Below are 15,442 nucleotides of genomic sequence, written 5' to 3'. Positions count from 1 at the left end.
CGCTTCGAACGACCCGCCCGAGGAAAGACCCGCCATGACTGCTACGCGCGTAGACGCCGACCTGATCCGCCGCCTCCCCAAGGCCGTGCTGCACGACCACCTCGACGGCGGCCTGCGCCCCGCCACCGTGGTGGAGCTGGCGGAGACGGTCGGCCACACCCTGCCCACCACCGACCCGGACGAGCTCGCCGCCTGGTACTACGAGGCCGCCAACTCCGGTGACCTGGTGCGCTACATAGCCACCTTCGAGCACACCCTCGCCGTGATGCAGACCCGCGAGGGCCTGCTGCGCACGGCCGAGGAGTATGTGCTCGACCTGGCCGCGGACGGTGTCGTGTACGGCGAGGTGCGCTACGCCCCCGAGCTGAACACCAACGGCGAGCTGACCATGGCCGAGGTCGTGGAGACGGTCCAGGAGGGCCTCGCGGCGGGCATGGCGAAGGCCGCTGCCGCGGGCACGCCCGTGCGGGTCGGCACCCTGCTGTGCGGGATGCGGATGTTCGACCGGGTGCGCGAGGCGGCCGACCTGGCCGTGGCGTTCCGCGACGCCGGTGTCGTCGGCTTCGACATCGCCGGTGCCGAGGACGGATTCCCGCCCGCCGACCACCTCGCGGCCTTCGAGCACCTGCGCCGCGAGAACGTGCCCTTCACCATCCACGCCGGGGAGGCGCACGGCCTGCCCAGCATCCACCAGGCCCTCCAGGTGTGCGGAGCCCAGCGCATCGGGCACGGCGTGCGCATCACCGACGACATCCCGGACCTCGCGGCGGGCAAGCTCGGCCGGCTCGCCGGCTGGGTGCGCGACCGGCGCATCGCGCTGGAGATGTGCCCGACGTCCAACCTCCAGACGGGCGCCGCCACCTCCATCGCCGAGCACCCGATCACCGCGCTCAAGGACCTCGGCTTCCGCGTCACCCTCAACACCGACAACCGGCTGGTCTCGGGCACCACGATGACCCGTGAGATGTCCCTGCTGGTCGAGGAGGCGGGCTGGAGCGTCGAGGACCTGCGCACGGTCACCGTCAACGCGCTGAAGAGCGCGTTCATCCCGTTCGACGAGCGGAACGCACTCATCCGCGACGTGGTGCTGCCCGGTTACGCCGCCGCGCTCTGAAGCAGCCCCCGCAGGTAGGCGGCCTGTCCGATGTGCTGGAGATCGTCGGACAGGACGCTGACCAGCCGGACGCCCAGGGTGACCGGCGGGTCCCAGCGCTCGTCGACGACCCGCTCCAGGTCCTTGGCGGCGAGGCCCCGCAGGGCGTCCAGGCTCTGCCCGTGCACCGCGTCGTAGTAGCCGGTCAGCAGCTCTCCCGAGTCGACCCGGACCCTGGCCACCTTGGCGGGGCTGTGGCCGTAGCCCGTGTCGCGGCGCGGCAGGTCCAGCCCGAAGCGCTTCTCCCAGTCCTGGGACAGCCACACCTGTTCCAGACCGAAGGCGTCGGCCATGTGGTCGTCCTGGACGCGGGTGAGGTGCCAGACCAGCCAGGCGATCGAGTTGGTGTCGGGGGAGGGGCGGGCGCTCAGCTCGTCGGGCCCGAGGCCCTCCACGGTGGCGTGGACTTCTTCGCGGATGCGGCTGAAGCCGTCGATGAGGATGTCCTTCGCATGCATGGGTCCACCATCGCGCATCACCGGGGATCACGCGTCGGGAACCCAGCTCCCGTGAAAGCCCAGCGGCACCCGGCCCGGGAGGTGGATCCGGGCCACCGGCTCCCCGGTGAAGTCCTGGGCCGCGAGGATCACCAGGTCCGACGCCCCGCGGTCGGGGTTGTGCACATACGCGATCGCATATCCGTCGTCCTCCGCCGCCCGTCCGTCGCACGGGTCGGACGGCACGAACACCGCCTCGCTCGCCGCCGCGTCCGCGGGCAGCCGGTGCACCTGCGAGGTCCCGCGCAGCAGGTCGTGCTTGATGAGCGCGTTGGCGAAGGCCCCGTCGGGCGGGGTGCCGTCGACCGCCTGGTAGGCGAGTGACATCTCCGCCGCCGCGGCCGAGTAGCCGTACCGGTGCCTGCGGGACACCAGCGCCTCGTTGACCCGCGGAAACTCCTGGGGGCGGTCGTCGAGGGTCCTGGTCCGCACCCGCCCGTGCCGCAGGTCGATCGTCCAGCGGTCGAGCCGGGGGGTGCCCGCCGTGTGGGGGCCGCCCGAGCCGTTGCCGGCGACGAGGAACGGCGCGTCGAAGTTCGTCAGGTCGACGACGATGTGCGGCCCCTCCTCGTACGCGTTGAGCGTGTGCGAGTAGTAGACCGGGTCGACCTCGAACCAGCGGACCGCGCCGCCCTCGCGGGGCATCACCCCGACCCGCGCCGGATGCCGGTCGTTCCAGACGTACGGCACGAGGTCGCCGCGCTCGGCGCCCACCGGGTCGAAGGTGACCGGCATGTCGAGGATCACCACGTGGTGCTCGGTGAGCGCGAAGTCGTGGATCATCGGCGCGTCCGCCACCGGGATCCTCGTGCTCCGCACCACCTTGCCCGCCGGGCCGACGACCAGGTGCCGGACGTGGTCCCAGGTCGGGTAGTAGGCGATCGCGTGCAGCTCGTCGGCATGGACGTCGAACTTGGTGTGCGCGGTGAGCGGGCCCTCAAGCGTGCCCCGGAAGTCGTACGTGCCGACGGTGTTCAGCTCGTCGTCGAGTTCGTACGGCAGCGGGCCGCTCTCCTGGAGCGCGAGGATCCGCCCCCGGTGGGGGATCACATGGGTGTTGCACGGGAAGTCGTCCGGCGGCACGGGACCCGGGTACGGTTCGCCGAGCTTCTTCGCCACCTGTGAAGAGCGCACCCAGCGGTTGCGGTACCACTCGGCCCGGCCCTCACGCAGCCGCACCCCGTGCACCATGCCGTCGCCGAGCATCCAGTGGTGGGCCCGGGGGTCCTCCAGCCCCAGGACGTTGGGGCCGTTGCGCAGATAGCGGCCGTTCAGCTCACGCGGAATGCGGCCGGTGACCGGCAGGTCGAAGGCCGTCAGCTCCTCGGTGACCGGCTCGAACGCGCCCTCCAGGAAGGGAAAGCGGCGCGGTGCCGTGGGCGCCGCCAGGGCCGGCGCGGCTCCGGCGCCGGTGCCGACGAGCGCGCCGGCCGCCGTGACCGCCGCCGCGCCGCGCAGCACGTTCCGTCGTGTGGGATCCGTCATCTCGCCTACTCCTGACCGCAGTTGCCTCCGGGGAACGGTCACGAGTCTGCTGTGCGGAACGGATCGGGTCAGGAGGGGTGGACACCCTCCTGGGGTGGTGCCAGACCCCCTGTTTCCAGCAGGCCCATCAAGGCCCGGGCCGCCGGACTGGTCGCCTGCTCGGGCGGCAGCAGCGCCACCGTCTCGTAGACGGCCTCGCCGGTGCCCTTCACGGGCAGCGCGGTCAGGGAGGCGCGTTTGTGCGCGAAGTGCCGCGGCACGACGGCGACGCCGAGGTTCTCGTCGACCAGGTCGAGCAACGTGTGCACGTCGTTCACCTCCAGGGCCACCGTCCGCCGTACGCCCGCGGCTGCGAACACCGTGTCGGTGGTGCGTCGCGGACCCCAGTCCGGCTGGAAGTCGACGAACACCTCGCCGCCCAGCTCCTCCGGTGTGACCGCCGCACCGGCGGCGGCGAGCCGGTGGCTGGAGTGGCACAGCAGCGTCATCGGCTCACTGGTCAGGGGCACCGATCGCAGCTGGTCGCTGTCCGCCTGCGTCCGCACCGCGAACGCCAGGTCGAGCCTCCCGGCCTCGACGTCCTCGGCGAGCGCGCCCGACCCGGCCTGCCGCAGACAGATCTCCACGTCCGGATGACGGTGTCGGAAGGCGGCGAGCAGACCCGCCACGTGCACCCCGGCGATGCACTGCTCGGACCCGAGCGCGAGCATCCCCCGCAGCACACCTTGCACCGCGGCCACCGCCTCGTGGGCCGAGCGGACCTGCGCCAGGATCCGCTCCGCCTCGCCGAGCAGCGCCCGCCCGGCCGGGGTGAGCGTCACCCGGCGGGTCGTGCGCACGAACAGCGGCGTCTGCAGCTCCCGCTCCAGCGCCCGGATGGACGCCGACAGGCCCGACTGGGACACCAGGAGGCGTTCCGCCGCCCGGGTGAAGTGCTGGTCCTCGGCGACCGCGACGAAGTGCTGCAAGTGGCGCAGTTCCATGACTGAGAAGCGTAGCCGCTGAATTCCATCGGATTCTTCTGTTGGACGCATGGGCGCAGGTCACGCCAGAGTGGACACCGGTTTCATCCCGACCGTGCCAACCCCTCTGGAGTCGCGTTGTACACCGCACACCCCGACCGCTACGCGGACATGCCCTACCGGCGCACCGGACGCAGCGGCCTGAAGCTCCCCGCGCTCTCGCTCGGTCTGTGGCACAACTTCGGCCCGGACCGGCCCGTCGAGACGCAGCGCGCCATCCTGCGCCGCGCCTTCGACCTCGGTGTCACCCACTTCGACCTGGCCAACAACTACGGCCCGCCGCCCGGCGCCGCCGAGTCCGCGCTCGGCGAGTTCCTGAAGGCGGACTTCGCGCCGTACCGCGACGAGCTGGTGATCTCCACGAAGGCCGGCTACCTGATGTGGCCCGGCCCGTACGGTGAGTGGGGCTCCCGCAAGTACGTGCTGTCCTCGCTGGACCAGAGCCTGAAGCGCATGGGCCTGGACTACGTCGACATCTTCTACTCGCACCGCCCCGACCCGGACACCCCGCTCGAGGAGACGATGGGGGCCCTGCACTCGGCGGTGCAGCAGGGCAAGGCGCTCTACGTCGGCGTCTCGAACTACTCCGCGGAGCAGACCCGCGAGGCCGCCCGCATTCTCGGCGAGCTGGGCACCCCGCTCCTCATCCACCAGCCGCGCTACTCGATGCTGGACCGCCGTCCCGAGGGCGAGGGCCTGCTCGACGCGCTCGACGAGCTCCAGGTCGGATCCATCGTCTTCTCCCCGCTGGAGCAGGGGGTGCTCTCGGCCCGCTACCTCGACGGCATCCCCGAGGGCTCCCGGGCCGCGAGCGACAGCCCCTTCCTGAACTCCGCCAGGCTCACCGAGGACCTGGTGGGCCGGCTGCGCGACCTGAACGACATCGCCAAGTCCCGCGGCCAGACCCTCGCCCAGATGGCACTGGCGTGGGTGCTGCGCGGGGGCCGTGTCACCTCGGCGCTGGTCGGCGCGAGCAGCGCGCGGCAGATCGAGGACAGCGTCGGCGCCATCCAGAACCTGGACTTCGACGCGGACGAGCTGGCCCGCATCGACGCCATCGTCAAGCAGTAGCAGGTCCGCCCGCCCGGGGGCGCCCCCGGGCGGGCGGACCACGGGCGGATCGGCTTACGAGCCGATCCGCTCCTCGATGCGCACGGTCACCGTGTCGCCCTCCTCCTTGCCGATCGCCTTGCGGATGTCCGCCTTCACGGGCAGCTTGTGCGTGCCGTCCCCCAGGGCCATGAAGGAGCTGCGGAACGGGTGGCCGTCGATCGTCCCGCGGACCTTGACCAGGCCGCCGGTGCCGAAGAACTCGACGGACCGGGGCCAGACCAGATAGGTCCAGCCGCCCTCGGCGGGGCTCTTGCGCAGGACGGAGGTGAACTCCGCGTCCAGTTCTCCCGTGACGGCCATGACGTCCTCCGGTGCTCGGCGGTATCTCCCTCATGCAGACCGCCGGACGCCGGAGAACTCATCGCGGCGGCGGCCTCACGCCCCGGCGGGCACCCGGTCCAGGAACCCGAGCACCGCCCTGATCCGGTCCTGGCCGTCCAGGGTGATCACATCCGACCCGGCGACCGGCGCGGCGCCGTCGGCGGTGCTCACCAGTTCCCACGAGAAGCGGGCGATGTCGTGATGCCCGTCGACGACACCGGTGAGCCGGAACGCGAATCCCGGGAACTGCTCCCGGGCCGCCGCGATCACCGCGGCGATCCCCTCGTGGCCGCGGACGTCGGCCAGGGGGTCGGTGTATCCGCCGTCCTCGGTCCAGGCGGCGGCGACCGCTTTGGCGCGTGCCGCCGGGTCCTCGGCGTTCCAGGCCTCGAAGTAGCGGGCGACGGCGTCCTCGTGACGGCGGGCGGTTGCGGACATGGGCGATCAGCCTCCAAGGAGTCATACCTGCTGGTCAGGGCCCGGGTTCCCCTCGCGGCGAACTCGGTGTGACCACCTTGCCCGCACCCGCCGGGAGCGTCGATTACCTCCGGAGTCATGGGCCGCTGCGACCCCTCGCCGGATTTCGGCCACCTCGGGGGGTGAATATGCCAGGAGAGTGGCCGGAAAGTCGTGGTGACAGTGATTCAGTAGTGAACATACTGACCTGCGAGAGCGCTTTTCACGTCGAGCGACGGCGCCCTCACGCACAGCACGCGAGCCGCAGCAGAAGCGAAGCCGGGCCGGCAGACGGGCAGGGCAACGGGGGAGGGTCACGTGCACGACGAGTTTCTGTGCCACGTCACGGCGTACGGAGTCTGCGACGGCCGCCGTATCGGAGTGCCCCTCGGAACCTACCGGGCGCCCACCCTTGCCCTCGCCCTCTGGTGGTTGCGTGACCGCGCCTCCTGGATCGCCCAGCGTCTCGATCCCCAGCCCGACGCCGAGCACTTACCGCCGGGCGCGCTCGTGCCGGTCGCCCACACCGCGCCCGACGTGCCCGGGCTGCTGCGCGCCTGGTGCGCCGATCCCGCCCAGCAGGAGCGGGTCGCCGAGGAGTTGGCCGCCGGACGGTTGGTACGCATCGCCACCAGTGACGACACCACCGAATACGAACTGCTCGCCGAGTCCGTGGACGCCCTGCGGATGCAGCGCGCCGCTCCCTTCGTCGGCATCACCGTCGGCTGACCCGCCGGCCCGCCGACCGCTCGACCCGCTCCCTCGCCCCTCTCGCCCAGGCGCACACCAGGGTAAATCGGTAGAATCTTGACCATGGCGCAACCCTCGGTAGCACCAGAGCTCGTGCTGGAGACAGAGACGGGCACCACCGTGATGATTCCGGGCCGCGACTACCACGTAGGGCGCGACCCGATGTGCGAGATCGTCATCGACGACGACCGGGTCTCCTGGCACCACGCGGTGCTGAAACCCGAGGACGGTCACTGGATCATCGAGGACGAGGACAGCACCAACGGCACCTACGCCGACGGCCGGCGCATCCACGAATGGGACATCGGACCCGGCAGCGTCATCCGCTTCGGCAACCCGGCCGACGGGCCGCGCATGACCCTCATGGGCCGCCCCGCACCCCGCGCCCGCGCCCCCGAACGCCCCTCCGCCGTCTCCATGCCGGCCCACACCGGCACCTACCGGCAGCCCACGACCGTACGGCCGCTGCCCTCCCGCACCGTCCGCATCGGCCGCGCCACCGACAACGACCTGGTCATCGACGACCTCCAGGTCTCCCGGCGGCACGCCGAACTGCGCGCCCTGGCCGACGGAACCTACGAGATCGTCGACCTGGGCAGCCACAACGGCACCTACCTCAACGGCAGCCGCGTCACCAGCGCCCCGGTCGGCCAGGGCGACATCGTCGGCATCGGCCACTCGGCGTTCTGCCTCGTCGGCGACCAACTCCAGGAGTATGTCGACACCGGCGAGGTCTCCCTCGACGTACAGGACCTCGCCGTCTCCGTCGACCGCGGCCGCAAGACGCTCCTCGACCACGTGTCGTTCCCGGTGGGGGAGAAGTGCCTGCTCGCCGTCGTAGGCCCGAGCGGCGCAGGCAAGTCCACGCTCCTCAACGCCCTCACCGGCCAGCGCCCCGCCAACCACGGCACCGTCCTCTACGACGGCCGCGACCTCTACCGCGACTACGCGGAGCTGCGCCAGCGCATCGGCCTGGTCCCGCAGGACGACATCCTGCACGCGCAGCTGACCGTCCGCAAAGCCCTCTCCTACGCCGCCGAACTGCGCTTCCCGCAGGACACGGCCAAGGCCGAGCGGCGCGCCCGGGTCGACGAGGTGATCCGCGAACTGGGCCTGGAACAACGCGCGGACCAGCACGTGCACAGCCTGTCGGGCGGCCAGCGCAAACGCGTCAGCGTGGCGCTGGAGCTGCTGACCAAGCCGTCGCTGCTGTTCCTCGACGAGCCGACCTCCGGCCTCGACCCCGGCATGGACCGCTCGGTGATGCACATGCTGCGCGGCCTCGCCGACGACGGCCGGACCGTCATCGTCGTCACCCACAGCGTGCTCAGCCTCGACGTGTGCGACCGGCTCCTCGTTCTGGCGCCCGGCGGGAAGATCGCCTACTACGGGCCCCCCGAGGAAGCCCTGGCGTTCTTCGGCTTCGAGGAGTGGCCGGAGGCCTTCGAGGCCTTCGACCGGGACACGGACCGGGACTGGGCGGGGGAGTACCTCGCCTCGCCCTTCCACGGCCGGTACGTGACCGACGCCTCCGCGCAGCCCCAGCAGCCCCGGTCCGAGCCCGTCGTCATCACCGCCCCGCCCCGGCCGCGCAGCCGGGGTGCCCAACTCGGCACGCTGGTGCGCCGGTACGCGGCCGCGCTCAGCGCCGACCGCACCTTCCTGATCATCATGATCGCCCTGCCGTTCGTGATGGGTGCGATGGCCCGCGCCCTGGCGGGCGGCAAGCTGACGCAGGACACGGCGATGAACGCGCTGCTCATCCTGTGCGTCGGCGCGGTGCTCACCGGCGCCGCCAACGCCGTCCGCGAACTCGTCAAGGAACGCGTGATCTACCAGCGAGAACGGGCGGTGGGCCTGTCCAGATCGGCGTACCTGATGTCCAAGGTCATCGTCCTGGGCGTCATCACCGTGCTCCAGGCGGTGGTGCTGACCCTGGTCGCCCTGTTCGGCGTGGACCTCAACGCACCGGGCGGCGAAGGCGTGCTGATGCCGCCGCTGGTGGAGATCACGGTCGCCGTCGCCCTGCTCGCGTTCACGGCGATGATGCTCGGCCTGCTCGTCTCCGCGCTGGTGCGCAAGGAAGAGGTGACGATGCCGCTGCTCGTGCTCATCGCCATCGTCCAGGTCGTGTTCTGCGGAGCCCTGCTGAAGCTGGCCGACACCCCCGGACTCGAGCAGCTGGGCTGGCTGGTGCCGGCGCGCTGGGCGCTGGCCGCGATGGCCGGCACCGTCGGACTGGGCCGGATCGTGCCCGACGACCTGACGAAGGACCCGCTGTTCGAGCACTCGGCGGGCACATGGCTGCTGGACGTGGGGATGCTGGTCGTGCTGTCGGTGCTCTTCGGGTTCCTGGTGTCCCGCATGCTGCGCCGGCACGAACCGGCCGTCATGCGGAAGTAGGGAGCGCCTATGACGACCCCTGACTTCCGGCCCACGCACGTCGTCCCGCAGCACGGGATGCCCGCCTGGGAGGCCCCCGACCCGGCCCGGCCCACCGTGGACCTCGACCCCCTGCTGCCGGTGCAGCTCCTGGAGCGGCAGGGCGACTGGGGACATGTGCTGTGCTTCAACGGCTGGTCGGCCTGGGTCGACGGCCGCCGGCTCGTCGCCGTACCGCTGGATCCGCCCGCCGCGGACGGGCCCCTCACCCGCGCCGCCGATCCGCGGCCGCTGCTGGGGCGGGCGCAGGAAGCCCTGGCGCGCTACCGCTCCGCGGTGGAGGACCTCGCGGGCGGCCTCGACCGGGAGTCCTTCCGCACCCGCACCCACGGCATGCGGATCGGCGTCGTCATCGACGGCGAGTCCGTGTGGCTCTACGACTCCGCCCATGGTCACTGGGTGTACGCCGACGGCAGCCGGACGACCACGTACGCGACGGACGAGACGCCGGCGGCCGAACCGGAGTCACGCCCCGCGCATCAGCCCGCACGAGTGGTGCCGCCCGAGGGCCCTGCCGGCACGCCCCCATCCGCCCGGAGCGCACCGGCCGGACCGACGCGGGTGGTGCCACCGGAGGCCCCCGAGCCGACGGGGGCGGCCCAGCCCGAGGCGCCGGAGCCGCCGGGGGTGGCCCCGCCGGAGGCGCCCGAACCTCAGGGGATCGTGCCTGCCGCCCCGGAGCCGACCCGAGTGGTCGCTCCGGGTCCTCCTGAGCCGACCAGGGTGGTGTCTCCCCAAGCGCCCGAGCCGCTGGCGGGTGTGTCGCCCGATGCTCCTGAGCCGACCCGGGTGGTGTCTCCGGATGCCCCTGAACCCGAACGGGGGTCGCCGCCCGATGCTCCTGAGCCGACCCGTGTGGTGACGCCTGATGCCCCTGAGCCCACACGAGTCGTGTCGCCCGATGCTCCTGAGCCGACCCGGGTGGTGTCTCCGGACGCCCCCGAACCCGAACGGGGGTCGCCGCCCGATGCTCCTGAGCCGACCCGTGTGGTGACGCCTGATGCCCCTGAGCCCACACGAGTCGTGTCGCCCGACGCCCCCGAACCGACGAGGGTCGTGTCCCCTGACGCCTCCGAACCCACCCGCGTCGTGTCCCCCGAGGATCGGGAGGGCAAGGCTGAGGGTGAGGCGGATCGGCCGGCTGCGGCGCCGCCCACCCGGGTCGTCTCGCCCGAGGGTGACGGCCGTTGAACCGCGAGACGAGCCTGTTCTCCGGGCGGCCCTCCGAGCTGGTCGGGCAGCAGATCGCCGGGTACCGGATCGAGCAGGAGATCGGACGCGGCGGCATGGCCGTCGTCTACCGGGCCCGGGACCTGCGCCTGGAACGCACCGTCGCCCTGAAGCTGCTCGCCCCGGAACTCGCCCGCAACGACACCTTCCGCCGCCGCTTCACCCACGAGTCACGGGCCGCCGCGGCGATCGACCACCCCCACATCGTGCCGGTGTTCGAGGCCGGGGAGACGGACGGTGTGCTGTACATCGCGATGCGGTACGTCGCCGGCAGCGACCTGCGGCACGTCCTCGACCGCGAAGGCCCGATGCCGCCCGTCACCGCCCTGCGCGTCGCCGCCCAGCTCGCCTCCGCGCTCGACGCGGCCCACGACAACGGACTGGTCCACCGGGACGTCAAGCCCGGCAACATCCTGGTGTCCCGCGGTACCGACAGCGACCACCCCGAGCACGTCTACCTCACCGACTTCGGCCTGACGAAGAAGTCGCTGTCCCTGACCGGCTTCACCACGGTCGGCCAGTTCGTCGGCACGCTCGACTATGTCGCCCCCGAGCAGATCTCCGGCAAGCCGGTCGACGCCCGCTGCGACGTGTACGGCTTCGCCTGCGTCGTCTTCGAGACCCTGGCCGGGCACCCGCCCTTCATCCGCGACGACGACATGGCCCTGCTCTGGGCCCACCAGTACGACGAACCGCCGCCGCTGACCGGGGAACGGCCCGACCTCGACCCGCGGGTCGACCCCGTCTTCGCCCAGGCCCTCGCCAAGAGCCCCGACGACCGGTACCCGTCCTGCCTCGCCTTCGTCGCCGCCCTGCGCGCCGCGACCACCGGCGGCGTGGCCGGGGGCACGAGGACGCCCACGCGGGTGGACCGGACACCGCGGGATACGGGGGAGGAGCGGCCCAAGCCGCCGCCGCGCTGGGCCGAACCGGTCTTCGTGCAGCGGATGTGAGGCGGGGGCCGCAGAAACGGGGCGTCAGCCCTCGCTGTCGGGGCGCACCTCACCGCGCCGCCGTACGTGCCGCGCCAGCAGCGCCCCCGCGAACCCGGTCACCAGCCCCCAGGGGACGGCCAGACCGACGGCACCCCACAACTTGGGCCTCAGGAACAGCTCGCCCCCCAGACCGCCGCCCAGATCACCGATGCCCAGCACGGACAGGCCGAAGTGCGTGGAGATGCGCCCCACGAGGCAGATCATGAACACCGTGAGCACGAGGGCGACCGCCATGTGCACCGCGTGCTGCCAGGCCCGCACCCGGGCCGGAGACCGGGCCGCCATCACGAACGCGGCGGCCAGCAGCAGCACGACGTCGACGACCAGCAGCAACCACACCCGGCCGTCGTGCTCGGCGAGGGTCCGAAGGTTCACTTCGGAGACGTCCGGGGTGCGCAGCACCTCGTCGAGCACGTGCGGCATGGGCAGCCCGAACGGCCCCTCGACCCGCCCGTTCCAGGTGGCGCCGAGCCCGATCGTCAGCGCCAGCCACACCAGGTTGGGAATGCCCAGCAGGATCACCGCGAACGTCTCCCGCGCGTGCCCCTTGGTCGCCGCGACGATCAGGGCGACGACCACGCCGATGACGACGCAGGCCAGCAGCAGCGCGACCATCGCGTACGCGGCCGGCCGCACCGACGCCTGGAAGCGCAGCAGACCCGCGGGCAGCGGAGCCCCGCGCGACACCAGCAGCGCCAGCACCAGCACACCGGCCAGCCACACCATGCCGACGAACACGGACAGCGCAACGTCGGTGGTGAAGCCGATCTGCGGCGAGGCACCGAACAGGTCGCCGAGGTCACCTAGCGTGTTGTCCCCGAGGGAGATCTCGAAGGTGTGGCGGGCGGCGAGCGTCAGGCCGATCAGCGCGAGCAGCCACAGGGCCGCCACCCGCCCGGCCCAGCCGGCCAGCTCCGTGGCACTGGCCACCGCGCGGTGCCGCAGCGGACGCAGGAACCCCCAGGCGATCACCAGCGCCCCGGTGAGGGTGACGGACAAGGGAATCACCGTCAGGCCCGCCCGTGTCTCGGCGAGGTCGCCGGCGCCTCCGGCGATTTTCACCGTGCCGCCGACGGCGGTGACCATGGAGGCCGCGACGACGGGAGCGAAGGAACCGTCCGGGAGGTCCGCGGCCCCGGCCGCCCACAGACCCAGGGCGGACACCAGCGCCATGGCGAGCAGACCGCCGAGCACCGTGACGAGGGCGTGCGCCCAGCCGTGGCGGGCGGCGGCCCGCTCGCCGGAGGTATGTGCCTGGCCGGAAGGGGTGCGCGAACTCACGGTGCCACGCTAAGCAGCCCGCGAGCCCGACGCCCGCCGGAGGGGTCCGTCCGCGTCGGCTTGCGGGGTGTACGGGACCGGGGCACACAATGAACGCGTAGTGGAAAAAGCGGAATACACCGGTATGAATCATCACGGCTGTGTGAAGGCCGCAGAGAACCCACACGGGAGAAGAGCTCGTGAGCGTCGATCCACCGTCGTCCGGCCGCCCCACAGGACCTCCCTCGGGCCCGCTCTCGGGTCCTTCCCAGCCGCCCTCGGGCGGCGGCCCGCCCTCCGAGCCGCCGAGCGGCGGCGGCAAGGAGCCGGAGCCCCGCCGGCCCTGGTGGGGGTCCGTGCCCCGTGTCGCGATCATCGCCACCGCCGTGGTGGCCGCCGTGGTCCTGGCCGTGGTGCTCTCCCGGCCCGACAACGGCGGCACCGGCGCGACCGACGGCGGTACCAGCACGTCCAGCGGCGAGGTCTTCCTCCAGCCCGCGGCCGACACCGGACCGGACGAGTTCACCGAGTCGACGGCCCAGGAGGACAGCTCCGCCTCCCCGGTCACGCCCTCGGGGGACACCGAGTCGGCCCCGCAGAACGCCGTGCGGGGTGTGAACGGCGACGCGCCCGGCCTGTACGGCGGCACTCGCAACGTCGCCAGCTGTGACGTGGAGAAGCAGATCAAGTACTTCGAGGACGCCCCGGACAAGGAGCGCGCGTTCGCCTCGGTCGTCCGGATCCAGCCGTCCGAGGTCCCCGCCTACCTGCGCTCGCTCACCCCCGTGCAGCTGCGCATGGACACCCGCGTCACCAACCACGGCTACAAGAACGGCGCCCCCACCAGCTACCAAGCCGTCCTTCAGGCCGGCACGGCCGTCCTGGTCGACGACCGCGGCGTGCCCCGGGTGCGCTGCGCGTGCGGCAACCCGCTGTCCCCGCCCGTCGCCCAGCAGAGCGCGCCGAAGACGACCGGCAACGCGTGGCCGGGGTACAAGTCGTCGAACGTCGTCATGGTGACGCCCGCTCCGCAGCCCGTCGACGCATTCGTGATGTGCGAACCCGACGGCGAGTGGTTCAAGCGCGAGGCGGGGGACACCGGCAACAAGGATCACAAGACGAAGAAGCCCGACAAGTCGTCCCCGTCGGCCAGCGTCACCACGCCCACCGCACCGTCCGACTCGACGTCGTCGCAACCTCCCACGAGCGAACCGCCGACCTCGGACACGGACACCTCGGGGCCGACGACGGACGAGCCACCGTCGTCTGACACCCAGCAGCCGCCGCCCGACAGCGACACCGGGAGCGACACCGGCGGCGGCACGACGGAACAGGCGCCGGCCTCCTGACCCGGCCGGCCCGAGCGGCACGACTCACGCTGACCCGGCCCGCCCAAGCGGCGCGACTCAAGCGGCGCGGACCACCAGGGCATAGTCGCCGAGCCCGAGCAGCCGGTCGGCCGGCAGGTCGCCGTGGGCGGTGACGACCGCCTCGACCCGGCCCGTCCCCGGCTCGAACGCGACGTCCTGGACCGTGCCGAGCGCCTCGCCCGTCTCGGTGAGGATCCGGAGGCCCGGCAGCTCGTGGTGCGGCGGAACTTCGGCCGGTTCGGCGGTCGTGCGGACCAGCACCGCGTCGGGGCCGATGGCGTGCAGGGCGCCCCAGGCCAGCACGGTCTCCTTGCGGGAGTGGTGGCCCCGTACCCGGACGTGGGTGACCACACCCGACACCGCGTCCACCGTCAGCGACTTCAGGGCACCGACCTCTTCCGCCTCGGTCAGCGTCAGCACCGGCAGGCCCCGCGCCTCGGAGAACAGCATCATGGCGCCGTCCCCTCCCGCCCGGCCCGGAAGGCGCCGACCCGGGCGACGAAGGCGGGCAGGTCGTCGGCGACGAAGCGGGTGGCGTCCGCCGGGATGACCAGGGCGCGGCCGGAGACGGCGACCGTCTCGCCGCGCGGCACGTACACCCGGTGCCGGCGGCGTCTGGAGCCCTGCACCAGCGCCTTGCCCGCGGCGATCCGGAAGCCCACGACCCGGCCGCTGGTTCCGCTCTCGACGATCACGTCGAGCACCGTGCCGACCTCGGCGCCCTCGTCGGTCAGCACCTTGGCGTGCAGCACCCGGCCCCGCTGTGCCTCACGCCGTGCCACCACGGCGGAGGTGTCCTCCAGCGCGAGGGCGTCACGGACCATGACCGCGTACGGGCCCAGGGCGTGCACCGCCGACCAGGGCAGACTCTGCTTCAGCGGGCCCGACAGCAGCCCCCGGCCGCTGAGCGTGAAACCGGTGATCCGCCCGGCGGCGGCATCGAAGACGGTGTCCTTGATCTGGGCGACGGCATCGCCGCCCAGGGTGACCACCGGCAGGGTCGTCAGACTGCGTGCGGCCAGCAGCTCGTTCATCGCGGGCCCTTTCCGCCGGGACGGCGCCGGACCGCGATGACGGTCCCCGACCGCCGGCCCGCCTGCACGGCGAGCGTCACAGCCGCGACGGCGACGAGCGCCGCGATCACCACGACCAGCCATGTCCACCAGGCCACCGCGCACCTCCGGTGATCCGGCCCGGCCTCCCTCGGCCGGCCCTGATTCCTTCCGGGTGCCCCGCGAAGGGGGGACAATGCCCGGGGCATCGAATGGTGGAGAATCTGTCAGGACTGTGAAGCCGGGCCCGGGGTACGAGCACTGGTGCAGAGCGTCCGGCCAGTCCGGCTTCCCGG

16 protein-coding genes are annotated in these 15,442 nt (G+C 72.3%); 7 read left to right on the top strand and 9 right to left on the bottom strand.

Features of this window, described 5'->3' with window-relative positions:
- The first annotated feature begins 34 nt into the window (after nt 1-34).
- A complete protein-coding gene (locus tag IE153_RS23755; protein ID WP_189591839.1) occupies nt 35-1,114 on the top strand; it encodes an adenosine deaminase in 1,080 nt (359 codons plus the stop codon).
- On the opposite strand, the gene IE153_RS23750 is transcribed toward IE153_RS23755, so the two are convergent.
- The 3 genes from IE153_RS23750 to IE153_RS23740 all read right to left on the bottom strand — a co-directional run bounded on the left by IE153_RS23750 (nt 1,096) and on the right by IE153_RS23740 (nt 4,118).
- On the bottom strand, nt 1,096-1,611 hold the full coding sequence (locus IE153_RS23750; protein WP_189591838.1) for a mycothiol transferase: 516 nt from the start codon (nt 1,609-1,611) through the stop codon (nt 1,096-1,098). The two genes, IE153_RS23755 and IE153_RS23750, sit on opposite strands and share 19 nt — an antisense overlap.
- Nucleotides 1,612-1,638: 27 nt before the next feature.
- Entirely contained in the window at nt 1,639-3,135 is a 1,497-nt protein-coding gene (locus tag IE153_RS23745; RefSeq protein ID WP_229829133.1) for a carotenoid oxygenase family protein, read from the bottom strand.
- Between the two features lie 68 nt (nt 3,136-3,203).
- Nucleotides 3,204-4,118, bottom strand: coding sequence for a LysR family transcriptional regulator (locus tag IE153_RS23740; RefSeq protein ID WP_142166029.1), 915 nt, complete (start codon nt 4,116-4,118; stop codon nt 3,204-3,206).
- 117 nt (nt 4,119-4,235) lie between these two features.
- On the opposite strand from IE153_RS23740, the gene mgrA reads away from it, so the two are divergent.
- Nucleotides 4,236-5,228, top strand: a complete 993-nt coding sequence (gene mgrA, locus IE153_RS23735; RefSeq protein ID WP_189591837.1) for an L-glyceraldehyde 3-phosphate reductase — start codon at nt 4,236-4,238, stop codon at nt 5,226-5,228.
- A 54-nt stretch (nt 5,229-5,282) separates the two neighbouring features.
- Here mgrA and IE153_RS23730 read toward each other — a convergent pair whose 3' ends face one another.
- On the bottom strand, nt 5,283-5,570 hold the full coding sequence (locus tag IE153_RS23730) for a DUF1905 domain-containing protein (protein WP_189591836.1): 288 nt from the start codon (nt 5,568-5,570) through the stop codon (nt 5,283-5,285).
- Nucleotides 5,571-5,645: 75 nt separating this feature from the next.
- Nucleotides 5,646-6,029, bottom strand: a complete 384-nt coding sequence (locus tag IE153_RS23725) for a nuclear transport factor 2 family protein (RefSeq protein WP_189591835.1) — start codon at nt 6,027-6,029, stop codon at nt 5,646-5,648.
- 336 nt (nt 6,030-6,365) lie between these two features.
- On the opposite strand from IE153_RS23725, the gene IE153_RS23720 reads away from it, so the two are divergent.
- The 4 genes from IE153_RS23720 (at nt 6,366) to IE153_RS23705 (ending at nt 11,422) form a co-directional block, all read left to right on the top strand.
- Nucleotides 6,366-6,776 (top strand): hypothetical protein, encoded by a 411-nt coding sequence (locus tag IE153_RS23720; RefSeq protein ID WP_184907087.1) that lies wholly within the window; start codon nt 6,366-6,368, stop codon nt 6,774-6,776.
- An 84-nt stretch (nt 6,777-6,860) separates the two neighbouring features.
- The gene (locus tag IE153_RS23715) at nt 6,861-9,200 is read left to right on the top strand and encodes an FHA domain-containing protein (RefSeq protein ID WP_189591834.1); all 2,340 of its coding nucleotides are present in this window, start codon (nt 6,861-6,863) and stop codon (nt 9,198-9,200) included.
- Between the two features lie 9 nt (nt 9,201-9,209).
- Nucleotides 9,210-10,430 (top strand): hypothetical protein, encoded by a 1,221-nt coding sequence (locus tag IE153_RS41745; protein WP_229829132.1) that lies wholly within the window; start codon nt 9,210-9,212, stop codon nt 10,428-10,430.
- Entirely contained in the window at nt 10,427-11,422 is a 996-nt protein-coding gene (locus tag IE153_RS23705) for a serine/threonine-protein kinase (protein WP_189591833.1), read from the top strand. Before IE153_RS41745 ends, IE153_RS23705 begins: the two co-directional genes overlap by 4 nt.
- Before the next feature lie 24 nt (nt 11,423-11,446).
- Here the strand turns inward: IE153_RS23705 and IE153_RS23700 are convergent, their stop codons facing one another.
- The gene (locus tag IE153_RS23700) at nt 11,447-12,745 is read right to left on the bottom strand and encodes a streptophobe family protein (RefSeq protein ID WP_189591832.1); all 1,299 of its coding nucleotides are present in this window, start codon (nt 12,743-12,745) and stop codon (nt 11,447-11,449) included.
- A gap of 179 nt (nt 12,746-12,924) precedes the next feature.
- Here IE153_RS23700 and IE153_RS23695 point away from each other — a divergent pair, with 179 nt between their 5' ends.
- Nucleotides 12,925-14,073, top strand: coding sequence for a DUF6777 domain-containing protein (locus IE153_RS23695; protein ID WP_229829131.1), 1,149 nt, complete (start codon nt 12,925-12,927; stop codon nt 14,071-14,073).
- A 57-nt stretch (nt 14,074-14,130) separates the two neighbouring features.
- Here IE153_RS23695 and IE153_RS23690 read toward each other — a convergent pair whose 3' ends face one another.
- The 3 genes from IE153_RS23690 to IE153_RS23680 are packed head-to-tail and all read right to left on the bottom strand — an operon-like array spanning nt 14,131 to nt 15,265.
- On the bottom strand, nt 14,131-14,547 hold the full coding sequence (locus IE153_RS23690; RefSeq protein ID WP_189591830.1) for a PRC-barrel domain-containing protein: 417 nt from the start codon (nt 14,545-14,547) through the stop codon (nt 14,131-14,133).
- Nucleotides 14,544-15,128, bottom strand: a complete 585-nt coding sequence (locus IE153_RS23685) for a PRC-barrel domain-containing protein (protein ID WP_189591829.1) — start codon at nt 15,126-15,128, stop codon at nt 14,544-14,546. Before IE153_RS23685 ends, IE153_RS23690 begins: the two co-directional genes overlap by 4 nt.
- Entirely contained in the window at nt 15,125-15,265 is a 141-nt protein-coding gene (locus IE153_RS23680; RefSeq protein ID WP_179878737.1) for a hypothetical protein, read from the bottom strand. Before IE153_RS23680 ends, IE153_RS23685 begins: the two co-directional genes overlap by 4 nt.
- Nucleotides 15,266-15,442: the final 177 nt, after the last annotated feature.

The organism is Streptomyces massasporeus (assembly GCF_014648995.1).
Classification (GTDB): Bacteria; Actinomycetota; Actinomycetes; order Streptomycetales; family Streptomycetaceae; genus Streptomyces; species Streptomyces massasporeus.
The sequence above is the reverse complement of the archived record's forward strand: the minus strand, read 5'-3'. Positions and strand labels throughout refer to the sequence as shown.

Excerpts from the sequence above, each read along its gene's own strand:
- IE153_RS23740 (WP_142166029.1), bottom strand. The coding sequence starts at position 4,118 with ATGGAACTGCGCCACTTGCAGCACTTCGTCGCGGTCGCCGAGGACCAG.
- IE153_RS41745 (WP_229829132.1), top strand. The coding sequence starts at position 9,210 with ATGACGACCCCTGACTTCCGGCCCACGCACGTCGTCCCGCAGCACGGG.
- IE153_RS23745 (WP_229829133.1), bottom strand. The coding sequence starts at position 3,135 with ATGACGGATCCCACACGACGGAACGTGCTGCGCGGCGCGGCGGCGGTC.
- IE153_RS23755 (WP_189591839.1), top strand. The coding sequence starts at position 35 with ATGACTGCTACGCGCGTAGACGCCGACCTGATCCGCCGCCTCCCCAAG.
- IE153_RS23715 (WP_189591834.1), top strand. The coding sequence starts at position 6,861 with ATGGCGCAACCCTCGGTAGCACCAGAGCTCGTGCTGGAGACAGAGACG.
- IE153_RS23730 (WP_189591836.1), bottom strand. The coding sequence starts at position 5,570 with ATGGCCGTCACGGGAGAACTGGACGCGGAGTTCACCTCCGTCCTGCGC.
- IE153_RS23685 (WP_189591829.1), bottom strand. The coding sequence starts at position 15,128 with ATGAACGAGCTGCTGGCCGCACGCAGTCTGACGACCCTGCCGGTGGTC.
- IE153_RS23690 (WP_189591830.1), bottom strand. The coding sequence starts at position 14,547 with ATGATGCTGTTCTCCGAGGCGCGGGGCCTGCCGGTGCTGACGCTGACC.
- IE153_RS23725 (WP_189591835.1), bottom strand. The coding sequence starts at position 6,029 with ATGTCCGCAACCGCCCGCCGTCACGAGGACGCCGTCGCCCGCTACTTC.
- IE153_RS23750 (WP_189591838.1), bottom strand. The coding sequence starts at position 1,611 with ATGCATGCGAAGGACATCCTCATCGACGGCTTCAGCCGCATCCGCGAA.